The organism is Myxococcales bacterium, from assembly GCA_022563535.1.
Classification (GTDB): domain Bacteria; phylum Myxococcota_A; class UBA9160; order UBA9160; family UBA4427; genus DUBZ01.
In genome coordinates this window covers 18,075-33,124 of the sequence record JADFNE010000050.1, presented here as the reverse complement: position 1 = coordinate 33,124, position 15,050 = coordinate 18,075, and the positions used below count along the sequence as shown (strand labels likewise).

The window sequence follows — 15,050 nt, the reverse complement described above, 5'->3', positions numbered from 1 at the left end:
TGTATGGAAGGTGGACCCGTCGAGCATGCAGGTCAGCCGCTCTCCGGTGGAACTCGGCCCGCTCACGGGCAAGAGTGTCACGGTGACGAGCGGCCTTGCAGGTGGCGACTGGATTGCGGTGTCGGGCGTGCACCAGCTGCGTGAAGGCATGCGCGTCCGCCGGCACCAGGGTTAACCAAGGGCGGAATCCAGTCGATGAATCTTGCCACGTTTGCGATCCAGAACCGCGTTCTCACGCTGACCCTCACTGTCCTCATGCTTGTGGGCGGCCTGCAGACATTTCAGAAACTTCCGAGACTCGAAGATCCAGAATTCACCATCAAGGACGCCCTGGTCGTCACCCCCTACCCCGGTGCGTCAGCGACTGAAGTAGAAGAAGAAGTCACGGACGAACTCGAGATCGCCGTGCAACAAATGGGACAGCTCGACGAAGTCAGCTCGAAATCTGATCGCGGTCTCTCGACACTCACCGTTAAGATCAAGGCGAAATACAAGGCCGACGATCTCCCGCAAGTCTGGGATGAGTTGCGACGCAAGGTAAACGACGCTCAGCGTATGCTGCCGCCGGGTGCCGGGCCCTCGATCGTGATTGACGACTACGGCGACGTGTACGGAGTCTTCGTAGCGGTCTACGGCTCCGAATATTCTTACGCCGAACTCAAGAAGTACGTCGACCTCCTGAAACGCGAGCTATTGCTCGTACACGACGTGGCCAAGATCACGACCTATGGCGAGCGTGCGGAAGCCATTTACGTCGAACTCTCGCGGGATCGAATGGCCCAACTCGGAATCTCTACGGCGGTCATCGCAGACGAACTGCGACAGAAGAACGCGGTCGTTGATGCGGGCCGGGTGAGCGTAGGCCGCGAATTTATCGCGATCGAGCCCACGGGCAGTTCGACGACGATCGAACAGTTGGAAGGAATCCTGCTCCGCGGAGGAACTCAACAGATCTACCTGCGCGATGTCGCGACTGTGCGCCGGGGCTACGTGGACCCGCCCGATCATCTGATCCGCTACGACGGCAACGCCGCGATCGGCCTGGGGATCTCGACGACATCGGGCGGCAACGTGGTCAAGATGGGCGAAGCGCTGCGCAAGCGCATGGACGAGCTGCGAGGCCAGACCCCCCTCGGCATTGAATTTGGGATCGTCTCGCTGCAGTCCCAAGCGGTCCAGATCGCAATTTCGAGCTTCGTCCTGAGTCTGGCCGAAGCGGTCGCGATTGTGATCGCGGTCCTGCTGTTGTTCATGGGCCTTCGCAGCGGTTTGCTGATCGGGTTCATCCTGGTACTCACGATCAGCGGAACGTTCATCATCATGGGGCCCATGGGAGTCGCGCTCGAGCGCATTTCACTTGGAGCGCTCATCATCGCGCTGGGGATGCTGGTCGACAACGCGATCGTCGTCGTCGACGGCATGCTGATCCGGCTCGGAAGAGGCGAAAAGCCCGAGGAAGCCGCCGCGGCAGTGGTGTCGCAGACTTCAATGCCGCTGCTCGGCGCGACGGTCATTGCGGTACTCGCATTCGCGGCCATCGGCACTTCCGATGATTCGACAGGTGAATTCTGTCGCTCGCTCTTTCAGGTGGTGCTCGCCTCATTGATGCTCAGTTGGCTGACCGCCGTCACCGTAACCCCGCTCTTATGTGTGATGTTCCTGAAGGTTCCCGCGGCGGGCTCTGACGAGCTGAGGATCCCTACGCCGGACGCTTCTACGTCGTCTTCAGGGGGTTTCTGTACAGCTGCATGCGGATGCGCTGGCTCACCGTAAGCGTGGTCATCGTCGTGTTCGGTGCATCCATTTTGGGCTTTGGCTTCGTGGAGCAGAGCTTTTTTCCGCCTTCGACTCGCCCCCAGATGATGGTCGATTTTTGGCTGCCCCAGGGCACCCATATTTCGGAAACGGAGCGCCAGGCGCAAAAACTCGAGGACTACATACTCGAGCAAGAAGGGGTCACCCACGTCACGACTCTGCTCGGCAAAGGAGGCCTTCGTTTCCTTCTCACTTACGCGCCCGAGAAGCTGAACTCCGCCTACGCGCAGTTCCTGGTCGACGTTGACGATTCCTCCCGCATCGACGGACTGATCGGTAGTATCGAGTCCCACGTCAGCGTCGAGTTTCCAGATGCCCTCGGATACGGCTCCAGGTTTCAGCTCGGACCGGGGAGCACGGGAAAGATTCAAGCGCGCTTTAGTGGTCCCGACCCCAATGTCTTGCGCGAGCTTGCCACCCAGACGAAAACCATCTTTGCAGAAAGCGGCAATGCCAAGGCCCTGCGCACGGACTGGCGCCAACGCGTAAAAGTGCTGCGCCCCGTGGTCGCGGAGCGCCAGGCAAACCTCGCAGGGATCCAACGCGCCGACATCGCGAAAACCCTGCGCGAGGGGTTCCAGGGCGTGAGCGTTGGCCTGTTCAGGGAGGAAGACAAACTCCTGCCGATCATCATGCGGGCTGGGGATGTTCAGCGAGCCGATGTCACGAGCGTCCGCAGTCTGCAGATCTGGAGTCCCGTCGCGGGAAAGATGATTCCGCTGGCGCAAGTCGTGTCCGCCTTCGAAACTGATTTTGAAGACGAACTCATAATGCGCCTCGACCGAAAGCCTACATTGATCGTCTATTGCGATCCCCAGCGAGGTCCCGCGAGCCAGCTGTTTGCCCAGCTGCGGCCCCTGGTCGAAGCCATCGAGCTGCCCGAGGACTACACGCTGGAATGGGGAGGAGAGTACGAGGATTCCGGTAACGCCCAAGCGGGCCTTGCGGCGTCTATTCCGACCTTCGTTCTTTACATGGTATTGGTCACCGTCGCCCTGTTCAACTCACTGCGTCAGACCCTGGTGATCTGGCTCAACGTTCCCCTGGCTTTGATCGGCGTGACCGCTGGGCTGCTTGCTACCGGCATGCCCTTCGGCTTCATGTCCCTGCTCGGCTTCCTGAGCCTGATTGGCATGCTGATCAAGAACGCGATCGTACTCGTCGATGAAATCAATCTTCAGAGCGCGAGCGGCAAGCAACAGTCTGACGCCATTGTGGATTCTGCCACGAGCCGGTTGCGACCCGTCGCAATGGCCGCAGCCACAACCGCACTTGGGATGATCCCGCTGCTGTTCGACGCGTTCTTCGCCGCGATGGCGGTCACGATCATTGCGGGCCTCGTGTTCGCCACGGTGCTCACGATGCTAGTTCTGCCGGTTTTCTACTCGATCATCGTGCCCGCTGGCGAGGCTGACGGCTCGGCGGCCGGCTAGCGCGAGGACCCATCCCGCATGCGGACCGGTGTGCTTGCGCCGCTACCGTATCGCTCATCGTTGATCTTGCGAATCGCTTCGATGAGCGTCGGAAAATCCTGTTGAGTCAGGACGCCGCTCTTGGGCATTTTGATAGGGAGGCGCTTGGCCGTCGCATCCTCGAGTTCGAGTTCCAGGGTGGCGAACTGGTGTAGCGCGTACCCTTTATAACTGTTCGGATTGCTGAGGAGTACCGGTCGGTCATCGCCACCACAGTATCGGTCGACGGCGTCTTCTACATCTTGGCTCCAGTGAGACATCGAAACACGCCACGGCGCGATCACCTCGCCTATTTCCATATTTCGTTTCAAGACGAGATCTGCCGAGGGAAGGCGTTTTTCGGACTGCCACCAGATTCCGTCCACATAGGCCGCAGCTCTGCGGCCTACATCCTTTGGTACGCCGCCCAGAAGCTCGACCGCCTTGACGAGAGTTTCGCTCACGTTCGCGTTGAACTCCGTTTCGCTGAACGCGCGCCCGTCTTCGATCACCCGCCCCGCGATCTTGATGCCCACTAGATTCGAATACAGATCTTCAGGAGAAAAGGCGGACGCTTCTTCAGAAAACGCCGCCGACGCCGACCAGCCGAGCCAGGTCGAGATCTCATGCCAGATCGAAAGCTGAAAGGCAACGTACTGCGAGAGCGCGACCACGGCATCGCGCAGCTCGGTGTACGAGACGAGCTGCGGCGGCAATGGTTTGATGTGAACGCGCCGAGTCGCACCTTCGCTACTGAGGGTCAACGTGGTGCCCGTATCTGCAGCTCTGGCGATCTTCGCCGCAAGATAAACCGTCCAGTCTGCATAGTCGCGTACGTGTGCCGTATCTATAAAGCCCCCGCGGCAGGTGTACACCAGGCCGTTGGACTCCTGGACGATCTCGAGGCCTCCGTCGACTCTTTGCAGGGACAACAAGCCATTGTCGTAACGATGGATACCAATATCTTCTGGGCTGATGATATTGTCGAGCATGATACCAGGAACGGGGACTGGTCCGAGGCGAACCCTGATGTCGGAGCCGAACGCACAACACGGTCGCAGGTGACTCGGTGCGGGAATTTCGGGAATGGTCTCGCTCAGAAGCTCGCGCAGGAAGTCCTTGACCTCTACCCCTGGGCGCTCGCTCGTCCACTTCGGCTCGACGTTCGCGCAGCCGCCCAGGAGAAATGCCGACGCCAACGCGATCAATGTCAAATTCAAGACCAATCTGGGCATCAGATGCTCCTCGAAGGTTCGACTCGCGGTCGCCGACAGATACATGAATAATAGGGAGAGTTGAGGCTTCGTCAAAGGAAAAGCAGTTCTGTAACATGACGTGACTGCACAGCCCCTGTTAGCTTGAACGAGGCGGATCTCAAAAATGACAGTTCGGAGCCCCCAATGAGCTTGTGGAGTGGAATTGCACGTCTAGCAATCGTGCTCCCCACCATCTCGCTTGCGACAATTTGGGCGTGCGCTGCGGTCTGGGTCGACGGTCCGAGTTCGCGCTTGGCGGCTGGCATTCTCTCAGCGGGGATTGCGGGAACAACCATCGCTCTCTTCGCGCTGGTGCGCCCGCACATCAAAGCGACTGCGGCCTTTCTCTTCTTGTTTGGTCTGGTGCTCATTTGGTGGCTGGGTCTCGAGCCGAGCAACGAACGCGAATGGTTGCCTGAGGTGGCGAAGCTCCCACGGATCACCATCGAGGGCAATCACGTAACCGTAGAAAACGTTCGCAACTTCGAGTACCGCTCAGAGACCGACTTCACCGAACACTGGGAAACCCGCAGCTATGATCTGGAGCAGCTGCGCGGGATCGATTTTTTCATGTCCTACTGGGGCTCGCCGCTGATTGCCCACACGATCATGAGCTGGGATTTCGGCGACGGCAAACATCTCGCGATCTCGATCGAGACCCGCAAGGAAGTCGGCGAATCCTACTCCGCCCTGCTCGGGTTCTTTCGTCAATACGAGCTTTATTACGTGGTCGCCGACGAGCGTGATCTCATCGGAGTCCGCACAAACCACCGCGGAGAACTCGTCCGTCGCTACCGACTGCAAACGCCTCCAGAGCTCGACCGAGCGGTTTTGCTCGATTACTTCGAAGCGATCAATCGTCTCGCCGATGAGCCGCGTTGGTACAACGCCATGCTGCAGAACTGCACTACCACCATTCGCCACCACGTGCAGCATGTGGCACCCAAGAACCCGTTCAACTGGCGCATACTGGTCAACGGAACCTTGGACGAACTCGGCTATATGCGAGGTACGATCGACAACCGCCTGCCCTTCGAAGAAGTACGCAAGCGTGCCGATATCACCGCCCGCGCGAAGTCTGCCGGCAGCTCAGCCGACTTTTCGACCCAAATTCGTAAAGAGACGACCGGAATCTGACCTCGTTTTCCAACGAATTGAGAATCGAGGCAAAGGGGAAATTGAATGCGCTGGTCCAACCTGCTGATTGCCGTCACGCTTACTTCAGTCTCTCTCATCGCCAGCGCGGATGATGAGAAGCAGCCGAAGGAGTCGGGTCGCGAAAAGCTCGAGCAACTTCGCGAGGACTTCCAGCCCTACGCATTCAACTTCTATCCCTATCATCCCATGTACTTCGCAGTGGGGACCGATCCTGAAAGGAGTAAATACCAGATCAGCTTTCGTTATCAGTTCATCAAATCGGGCGGCAGCCTTGCCGAGCGATTCCCGGCGATCACGGGCTTGAATTTGGCCTACACCCAGACTTCGTTCTGGGATTTGCAATCCGATTCCAAGCCCTTCGCAGATACGAGCTACAAGCCAGAGATCTTTTATCTCTCCCCCTTCATTCTCTTGGGCCCGTCGTGGGCAGAAGGCTTTCAGGCGCAGGGGGGATTCCGGCACGAATCCAACGGTCGAGACGGGGACGATTCCCGAAGCACGAACTTCATCTACACCAAATTGCACTGGATCTTCGATCTAGGAAAAGACTACGCAGTGTTATTTGCACCCGAAGTCTTCGCCTACGTGGGAAACGACAACGATACGAATCGCGACCTCGACAAATACCGAGGATATTTCGATCTAGAGCTGATGGTCGCCAAGAAGGGCGGATTCTCTCTCGCGACCCACTATCAGCATGGAATCAAGGGATGGAGTGTGCTTACGGACTTAAACTACCCCCTACCCAAACTGCTGAGGTCCAATATTGAGTTGTATTTCATGGTGCAGCGCTTTGATGGCTACGCCGAGAGCCTGATTGACTTTCGCAAACAGCGACACGTTACGCGAATAGGATTCTCAATGATCCGCTGAGCGTTTTGGCGGGGACCGAACATATTTTCAAAGGTGCAGATTTATGAGAAAGTTTCGCCTCTTCAATCTCGTCATGATGGCAATCGTACTACTCAACACATCGATGCTGGGAGCAGTTCCGGCTCTTGCGGAGACACGGGCATGGGACCAGGACGAAGTGATGAAACTCGCGGACGAGTTCGTGATCTCGCTGTCCAAAATCTCGCTCGCAACCAAAACAGCAGCTCAGCAGGAAACAGTAATACGGCAGCGCATGAGGGATGGCGCCGTCAGCGGCCTTGGGCGCCTCAGCGAGATCGCCAGCGGATATGCCAAACAACTTCACAGGGGCCGGGGACATTCCGCGACGGAACTCTATTTCGAGCAGGTGCGCGAACTGTTCCACAATATCCGTAGTGGGGCGAGAGACGCCATTCCGGCGAAGCAACAGCGTGAGAACATTGCGGCCGCGGAAAAGCTCCTCGATCAACTCGCCGAATATTACGACGACTGACTGGACGCCTACGTCTGCGCCGACGCTTCGTCTTCGTCGATCCAGGCCTTGAAGAGTTCGTAGCCAACGGCGAGCACAACTGATCCGACGAACAGACCGATGATGCCCATCGACAGCATGCCACCGATGGCGCCCACGAAGATCACGATGGTGGGGATCTCGACACCGCGACCAAAGAGGATCGGCTTCAAGAAATTGTCGACGAGCGAAATGAAAACGCACCACAGCGTGAACAGGACCGCGACCGTCGTACTGGCCGACGAGAAGACCAGCAGGATGGGTGGGATGACAACCAGACCCACCGGGAGCTGGACGATGGCAGACACGAGCACAAGCATGGCCCAGAGCCCCGCACCTGGAACATCGGCAGCAACGAAGCCCACTCCAGCGAGAATCGCTTGGATCAGCGCCACTCCCACGATCCCCTGAACCACACTACTCACCGTCGCGCGCGCGAGTTTCACGAGCGCCGGGCCTCGCCGTGCTCCAGCCAATCTCGATCCCAGCTTTTCCATCGCCTCGGCGCGATCCGCTCCGCGACTGAGTATGAAGCCCGCGACGATCAACGACCCGAACAGCTGCAGCAGACCCGCACCGACTGAGCCCGCCGCTTTGAGCAGCCACGCGCTCACCGCCTGGAGCTGAGGCCCGAGCTTTGCAAGTGCAGCCGTCAGGTTTTCGTACGCAAGGCTCCAAATGTCATAGATCTGGTCACCGACAATTGGCCAGTCCGCGACGTGGGCCGGCGGTGGTGGCACTTCTATCGAACCATCAGAGATATCCCGGGCGAAATGTTGGGCGCCAGAGACGAGCGTGTCTGAGAGTAGAACGGCGGGAACGACGATCAGGGCGAACCCTAGCAGCACGAACAGCGTCGCCGTGAGACCTCTCCGACTCCCGAGCGTCGTGGCAACGCTTTCGTAAGGCCCCGTCACCGCGATTGCAATGATCAACCCCCACGCAACGATGCCGACAAATGGAGCAATGATTGTGAGGCACCAGGCGACAATGATCGCAAGCGCGCCGAGGCGCACCGCAATGTCGGTCGCGCGCCGCATGGTCTCTTCACGCGCTTCGATGACTTCGTTTGGCGTCGTTGGTCGTTTGGAAAGGTCAGTCATTGCGTGCCGCGCGCCGGTTCGTAAGGTTCCACTGCCGCGATTTTCACCATTTCGCCGCCACGGAAACGATGATCGACGAACAAGCCATTGAGTACCGCGATGCCACCGGGCCGGAACCCACTGCCCGTGCGTTTCATGAGTGCTGGGATCGTCTCCCCAGAACGGGCCCGCACTGTGCGCAGTCGCATCACCTCGAACCCTCCCCGGGCGTCTTCGGGCAGAGGACGAAAGCTCCGCACGGTATTGCGCGCCTCGGCGACGTAAGCATTGGCGCCCCGTCGCGGTGCCACCGCAGTGATCCGATACATGAGGCCGCCGTACGGGATGAAGGTGAGTTGGCCCACCAGGCGCTGGCCGCCGACGTTGCCGTTGGCTGCAACCCGCCACGAATCGATCCCACCGATCACGATCGGTGTGTTGCGCAGAATCTCCAGATTGAACCGGCGTTCATGGCGCGCAATGAACTTCTCCGCAAATTCCTTCGGGTCTGCTGCCTTTCCCTCGACGCTCAAAAAAACCACAGCCCCACCTTGGGGTGACCGGGCACCAACGTTCTGCTGATCGTTCGAAGTGATCCAGCCTGCGGGAAACCGCATCTGAAAGCCGAGACCGGGGTGAATGAAGTGGTTGCCGCGGAACACGCCTCCTGCGGGATTTGGCCCGATAACGATGCCTTCGATTCGTTTCAAATACCCCGCCTCATCCGCTTCGACCGGTGCGCTTCGTCCCACTTCCAATTGCGCCGCGCGCTGTGAGGTCGTGGCTACCCGCTCGATGGTTCCGGGGTGCGTGTCGAGGTAGCCGGGGAGTCGCGAACCGAAGCGCAGGCGATCGAGATTGCCGAGTCGCTGCAAAAAGTTCGGAAGACCGAAAGGGTCATAGCCCGCCGCTGCCGCAATGCGCTGCCCTCCCCGATCCGCGTCGTTTTCATGCGCGCGCTGGTACGAAGCGAGCTTACTCATCCGCACGATGGGCATGGTGAAGGGGTTGACCCGACGCGCCATTTCCTGCTGTGCCGACGCATGTCGTTCCGCGGCGTGTGTGATCTCGTGGCCGATCACATTGGCGAGTTCGGCCTCGTCCTTCGCCAGGGCGAGCAGGCCGCGGGAGATGTAGACATGTCCGCCGGGTAGTGCGAACGCGTTGGGCATGGCCTGGTCGACAATATAGAAGCGATACTGGAAGGGGCGCCGCACCGTGTATTGAACCATGCGGCGTCCGACTTCCCGTACGTAATCCGTCATCGCTGGATCGTCGTAGATCCCCATCTGGCGCGAAAGATCCACGGCGGCTTCGGCGCCGATGGTGACATCGTCGTACTCGGTGGCGAGGATCGTACGCTTCTTGGGCTTGTCTTCCCCCCCGCCAGTGCCCGCGCAACCTGCGATCAGGGTCGTCACAGTGACCAGAGCAATTAGCGCCTGCGCCTCGCGATGCATCATTTTTGCTCCTTTGGTCTACCCACTGACTGCGTCGTTGGGCTCCAATGCGCAAGCCCCATACAACGGAGCGAGGACGATAGCCCGAGGCACACGGATTCGCGACGCGCCAGTTCAATCCAGTGGTATGAAAATTCCGCAAGACCGATACGCCAGGTTGCTCACGATATGGGCAACATTGAAAAGCCTAGGGTTGGTTTGTGGACTCAAACGTGTCAGGTTTTGCCTCCATAAATGGGGGGTTCCGAATGACATTCAAACTACTCGTATTTGTGTCTTGCGGTCTAACTGCTCTTCTATTCGCTGTCGCGGCAGAGGCGCAAAGCGATTTCGCTCGTACCCACGGCAAGTTCTTGATGGGCGCCACTCAGCCCGCTCCAGAATTCATACTCAACCTCGCCTATCAGCCCGACATCGGCGTCGAAGATTCCAGCATCTCGACCGATTTGATAAAGGTAAAGACCCGTTTAGGCACGGTTTTCGGGGTAAACGAGGACGTCGCGATCGTCACGGCCTTCAACTTCAGTCTGCGCAATTACGCCTTCGACCGCTCAAACCTCGACGTGAGCCTCCACGAGATCGCATTGGAGCTGGGTGTCAACTGGTTCCTCAGCGATCGAATCCTGCTCTCGGCAACGTTTCGTCCGGGCATCTTCTCCGACCTCGACGAATCTCTCACCGGGGACGATATCCAGTACCAGGGCACCGCGGTCGGAACCTATCAGTGGAGCGACAAGCTGTTCTTCAAACTGGGCGCCGCAGTTCGCGAAGACTTCGACAAGCTCAGCGTGATCCCGGTGGCAGGCTTTACCTGGGTCTCTTCCGACCAACTTCGCGTCGACGTACTGCTACCGCGCTCCGCCACCATCACCTGGCAACCGTGGGTAAATAGCTCGATCCTCATCGTACCGGGCCTCCATCTCGAAGGGCAGCAGTACCACGTCGATACCGCGCTTGGCGACGGTGACGTCCAAATTCAGGACATCCGCTTCGACATCACCGCAAGCTACGAGGTCGCCGAAGCGGCGCGTGTTTCGTTGTCTGTCGGGTCGAACTTTCGCGGTAAGTATGAAGTCGAGGGCGATGGCGGGTTCAAAGCCAAGGCCGACCAGGATCCTTCGGTCTACCTGGCCGTTGGGCTCAGCTCCAACTTCTGAGCGAGCTTGTGCTTTAAAAAAAGTTGAAGACGGGTGTGGACTAATCCTCGAGCCGCTTCATGCCCTCGATGAGCGGATGCCAGCCGAAGACGAGCGAAATTTGGAACCGGTCCATCCGCAGATCGGTTGGCCCATTGTCGTTCACCGTTGCCATGTAGGCTACTGTGAGCTGCAGGGGTGCCGATACGGCCAAACCACCGGCTGGCCCAGGTTCAGCGGCTGGTTGCTCTATCTGCGCTATCCACTCCCCGGGACACAATGCGAAAGGAGCCGCCGAGATGCTCATGATGGAGACAAGACCGGTGCTTGTGTTCGCGATGCTGGTGGCAGCGCTAAGCGTATTTGCACTTCCCGCCCAGGTGTCGGCCCTGGGGTGTCGCGAGTGGACCGAACTCTATGACGATGAACGCTACAACGCGCTTCTCGACGACGTGGATCGCAAGCTCAATTCGGGTAAAGCCAAGAGCTGGAATATCAACCGCAATCGAATTGCGCGCTGCATGGAACGCTCTCTTCGCCGACTGAGCGAGGATCTCGACGACACCTGTGATCAGGGGATGCGGGTCAGCATGCGTGCTGCCGATGAACTGGTCATGGACTACATCCGCTCGTGTGTTCAATGAGTAGAGAGATGGCGGTGAGCGTCGTTAAGTGGAGAGTATGGATCCCGATCCTTGGTTACATGCTGATGTCGCTCGGTAGCACGGCCTCGGCGGAAGAACCGGGCAAAATCAATACCCGAGCACTCGCGGAAATGAAGCGAAGCGCCGAGTTCATCGCCAAACTCGAGAGCTATCACTTTCGCGCCACAATGCTGGAGGACCGCATTGATGCGTCTGGCCAGGTGATCGAGCATGGTTCGGTACGGAACTTTTATGTGCGCCGACCCGATCGAATCCGAGTGGAAATCGAGCACAACTCCGGCGATTCGTTGCTCTTCACCGCCAACGCCAGGAAGGTGGCCGCATCGCGCAATTCTGGAGCTGAATTTGCAGAAATTGATTCTCCCGGAAGTCTCGATGATGTCATCGATCTGCTCATCATGGAACTCGGAGTGCGGCCCCCGCTCGCGAATCTGGTCTACAGCAATCTCTGGCGCGTATTGCGGCCACGGATCGAATCTGCGCGGTATGTCGGCGAGGTAAAGCTCGGCTCTGCACGTTGCCATCATCTTGCGTTTCGCAATGAAGATGTGGACTGGCAGATCTGGATCGATGCCGGCGAGCAACCGCTACCTCGTCGACTGGTGATCCACTACAAGTCCGAGCCCGGCGGCCTCACAGTTCGGGCCTCAATCGACCAATGGAACGTGCAGTTCGCCCACGACCCATCTCAATTCGATCAGAAAGCCAGCGAGGGCGCGAAAAAAGTGAGCCTGTCGGAGCTGGCCAGGTAGGCGGTCACAGTCTGCCCCTAGACTCAATGCGTCATTCCCTGTAGCAAGCGAATGCTGACACGCTGCCGGCTACGGCGGAGCCCGGCTCACGTTCGCATTCTGAGGCCCTCAACGAGATTTTTCATGTAACATGTTCTTTGGTTTTCCATGTTCTAATACACGGAGGTTCCCCCCATGCGAATCATCAGCATCCTGGTCGTAATACTCTTATGGTCCCAAACATCTCTAGCCGAAGAATTTCTGTATCCCAAAAAGGGCCAAAGCGCCGAACAGCAGGACAAAGACAAATACGAGTGCCACAAATGGGCCGTCGGGCAGACCGGCTTCGACCCGATGAATCCACCCAAGGCCCCCGATGCAACTCCGCAAGTCGCCGCCGCGACACCACCGTCCAAGCAGGGCGGCGCGGTTCGTGGGGCAGCGCGCGGGGCTCTCGGTGGGGCAGCGGTGGGCGCAATTCTGGGTGATGCCGGCAAAGGCGCTGCGGTCGGTGCTGCTGCAGGCGGGATCCGCGGCCGGCGGCAAAAAGTAGATGCGCAGCGCGATCAACAAGCGGCTCAGAAGCAGCTCGACAATCAAGCGGCCGCTACTGCCGCCGCACATCAAGCCAAGATTGCAGAGCAGCGCTCCACCTATGATCGTGCGCGGAAGACCTGTCTCGAGGGACGTGATTACTCCGTCAACTGAGAGCACCAAGTAACATCAATCGTTTTCGATAGATGAAATCTCAATTGAAACGAATCAGCCTCTCGAACTTGATCCTGGCGGGACTCGTGTTGGGCGTGGCGTGCGGACTCTTTCTCGGAGAGTACGCCGCCGCGCTGTCCGTCGTTGGGGAAGCATATATCGCGCTGCTTCAGATGACGGTACTCCCGTACATTACGATCGCCCTCGTTGCGAACATTGGGCGCCTGTCGCCCAGCGAGGGCAAGCGGTTTGGGGTCTACGCCGGCGGGTTTCTGTTGCTCTCTCTGCTCCTCGCCCTCGGCACCATTACGTTGCTGTCCCAGATGCTCCCGGAACGGCTATCGGCGTCTTTCTTCAGCTCGAGTCAACTCGAGGAAGCCGCGACCATTGACTTCGTGCGGCTATTCATCCCGTCCAACCCGTTCTATGCGCTGGCAAACAATGTCGTCCCAGCAGTAGTTCTCTTTTGTACGGCGATCGGGCTTGCCATCATGGCACTCGAGGAAAAGGGAGAAGCACTAAAGCAGCTCGACTTCCTGACCGATGCCCTCGCCACCATCAATCGCCAGCTAGTAAGACTTACGCCTCTGGGCGTATTCGCCATTGTCGCCAGCCTCGCGGGTACGATTCATCTGGATGAGTTGAACCGGCTAGAGGCTTATCTCGTCATCAATACCGTGGCCGCGCTGGTACTGGCATATGGGGTACTTCTGGTGCTGCTCGCTGCGCTGACTCCGTTTTCATATGGCGAGCTGTTCAGGGCTTCTCGGACCGCAGTGCTGACTGCATTCATTACTGCGAAAGTCTTCATCGTTCTGCCCATGCTGGCCAGTAGCGCCGAAGAGCTGTTCAAACAGCGCCTCCGGGAGCCGGACGATGCGTCTACGTACGTTCGCGCCGTCACACCGCTCGCCTATCCTTTTCCGCATGCTGGCAAGCTCCTGGCGTTGCTCTTCATCCCCTTCACGGCCTGGTTCGTGGATGAGCCACTGCGGCTGAGCCAGTACCCGAGCTTCCTCGGCGCCGGGCTTTTCAGCCTCTTCGGCAGCCCCATGGTCGCCATCCCCTTCCTCCTGGATATGTTCCGGCTTCCCGCCGACATGATTCAGCTATTTATCGCATCGGGCGTCGTCACCGGTCGGCTGGGTGATCTGCTGGGTGCCATCCATATCTTCTTTGTTTCGGTCCTCACGGCCTGCGCGCTCAGCGGCAATCTCCGTCTCCGTACCCCACAGCTGATACGGTCCCTGTTGCTCATCGCTGGGATCTTCACGGTGGCGACAATCGGCACCCGAACTTATCTCGCCAGTTCACTCGACACCGAGTACACCCGGGACCAGATAATTCAAAACATGCATGGCGCAACGGACCCTTACCCAGCGGTCGTCCATCGCGTAGTCCCACCTCCATTAGACGGAACCGAATCGTCATTGCAACGCATCACGAACGGGGGGGTGCTGAGGGTTGGATATCACCCGGACAATCTCCCCTATAGTTTCTTCAATGCTCGGGACGAGCTGGTGGGCTACGACATCGACATGGCTAACCATCTCGCACGGCAATTCCAATGCCAGCTCGAATTCGTTCCCTTCACGTTTGCAACGCTCAGCGAACAACTGGACCGCGGCGATTTTGATATTGCGATGTCGGGCATTACGATGTTCCCCTCGCGACTCACTCAGATGAGATTCTCCAGGTCGATCTCTACAGTCACCGCCGCATTGATTGTGCCCGACCATCGCCGGGAAGAAATCTCTCGCATGATGGATAGACATGATTTCACGGGCATCACCTTGGCGACGGCACGCTCAGACGACGCCAGCATGATTGCGTCGACGCTACTTCCCGGCGCCGAATTCACCACTTTAGGGTCGCTGCGCGAGTACCTGGAATCGGGCGGTAAAGAAGCAGACGGCATGGTGTGGGCGGCGGAGTCCGGCTCGGCATGGACGCTGCTCTATCCTAATTTCAGCAGGGTGCTAATACGTCCTCTCTTCCGGGTTCCGACGGGCTATCCGATGGCACTGAACAACACTGAGTTGGAGGGGATTATCAGCCAGTGGCTGGGAGTAATCCAGGCGGGCCCGTTCGACGAACAACTCTACGACCACTGGATCCTGGGCAAATCCGCGGATAAACGTGGCAAGCGGTGGAGTATGATTCGCAATGTGTTGGGGTGGGTGGATTGATCCTGCAATCGATCA

At 58.5% G+C, this 15,050-nt stretch carries 12 protein-coding genes and 1 pseudogene; 10 read left to right on the top strand and 3 right to left on the bottom strand.

Annotated elements, in window-relative coordinates:
• Positions 1 to 25 precede the first annotated feature (25 nt).
• Positions 26 to 175 (top strand): hypothetical protein, encoded by a 150-nt coding sequence (locus tag IH881_14730; protein MCH7868949.1) that lies wholly within the window; start codon positions 26 to 28, stop codon positions 173 to 175.
• 20 nt (positions 176 to 195) lie between these two features.
• A pseudogene (locus IH881_14725) lies at positions 196 to 3,248 on the top strand (efflux RND transporter permease subunit).
• Here IH881_14725 and IH881_14720 read toward each other — a convergent pair.
• Positions 3,245 to 4,501 carry a DUF4056 domain-containing protein gene (locus IH881_14720; protein ID MCH7868948.1) on the bottom strand — a complete coding sequence of 419 codons (1,257 nt, stop codon included), beginning with the start codon at positions 4,499 to 4,501 and terminating at the stop codon, positions 3,245 to 3,247. The pseudogene IH881_14725 and the gene IH881_14720 overlap by 4 nt on opposite strands.
• A 165-nt stretch (positions 4,502 to 4,666) precedes the next feature.
• On the opposite strand from IH881_14720, the gene IH881_14715 reads away from it, so the two are divergent.
• Genes IH881_14715 through IH881_14705 form a run of 3 tightly spaced genes read left to right on the top strand, consistent with a single transcriptional unit; the run spans position 4,667 to position 7,046 of the window.
• A complete protein-coding gene (locus IH881_14715; protein ID MCH7868947.1) occupies positions 4,667 to 5,659 on the top strand; it encodes a DUF4105 domain-containing protein in 993 nt (330 codons plus the stop codon).
• 45 nt (positions 5,660 to 5,704) lie between these two features.
• A complete protein-coding gene (locus tag IH881_14710; GenBank protein ID MCH7868946.1) occupies positions 5,705 to 6,553 on the top strand; it encodes a phospholipase A in 849 nt (282 codons plus the stop codon).
• Positions 6,554 to 6,596: 43 nt separating this feature from the next.
• Entirely contained in the window at positions 6,597 to 7,046 is a 450-nt protein-coding gene (locus IH881_14705; GenBank protein ID MCH7868945.1) for a hypothetical protein, read from the top strand.
• A gap of 8 nt (positions 7,047 to 7,054) precedes the next feature.
• Here the strand turns inward: IH881_14705 and IH881_14700 are convergent, their stop codons facing one another.
• Both IH881_14700 and IH881_14695 read right to left on the bottom strand, forming a co-directional pair.
• Complete coding sequence (locus IH881_14700) at positions 7,055 to 8,167, bottom strand: AI-2E family transporter (GenBank protein MCH7868944.1); 1,113 nt, start codon at positions 8,165 to 8,167, stop codon at positions 7,055 to 7,057.
• A complete protein-coding gene (locus tag IH881_14695; protein MCH7868943.1) occupies positions 8,164 to 9,609 on the bottom strand; it encodes a M48 family metalloprotease in 1,446 nt (481 codons plus the stop codon). The genes IH881_14700 and IH881_14695 overlap by 4 nt, the downstream gene beginning before the upstream one ends.
• 245 nt (positions 9,610 to 9,854) lie before the next feature.
• On the opposite strand from IH881_14695, the gene IH881_14690 reads away from it, so the two are divergent.
• The 5 genes from IH881_14690 to IH881_14670 all read left to right on the top strand — a co-directional run bounded on the left by IH881_14690 (position 9,855) and on the right by IH881_14670 (position 15,035).
• Positions 9,855 to 10,763: a hypothetical protein gene (locus IH881_14690; protein ID MCH7868942.1), complete on the top strand. Its 909-nt coding sequence runs from the start codon at positions 9,855 to 9,857 to the stop codon at positions 10,761 to 10,763.
• A 284-nt stretch (positions 10,764 to 11,047) separates the two neighbouring features.
• Positions 11,048 to 11,386 carry a hypothetical protein gene (locus IH881_14685; GenBank protein MCH7868941.1) on the top strand — a complete coding sequence of 113 codons (339 nt, stop codon included), beginning with the start codon at positions 11,048 to 11,050 and terminating at the stop codon, positions 11,384 to 11,386.
• A gap of 14 nt (positions 11,387 to 11,400) precedes the next feature.
• Complete coding sequence (locus tag IH881_14680; protein ID MCH7868940.1) at positions 11,401 to 12,159, top strand: DUF2092 domain-containing protein; 759 nt, start codon at positions 11,401 to 11,403, stop codon at positions 12,157 to 12,159.
• A 174-nt stretch (positions 12,160 to 12,333) separates the two neighbouring features.
• Positions 12,334 to 12,846 carry a hypothetical protein gene (locus IH881_14675; protein ID MCH7868939.1) on the top strand — a complete coding sequence of 171 codons (513 nt, stop codon included), beginning with the start codon at positions 12,334 to 12,336 and terminating at the stop codon, positions 12,844 to 12,846.
• Positions 12,847 to 12,890: 44 nt separating this feature from the next.
• Positions 12,891 to 15,035 (top strand): cation:dicarboxylase symporter family transporter, encoded by a 2,145-nt coding sequence (locus IH881_14670; protein ID MCH7868938.1) that lies wholly within the window; start codon positions 12,891 to 12,893, stop codon positions 15,033 to 15,035.
• Positions 15,036 to 15,050: the final 15 nt, after the last annotated feature.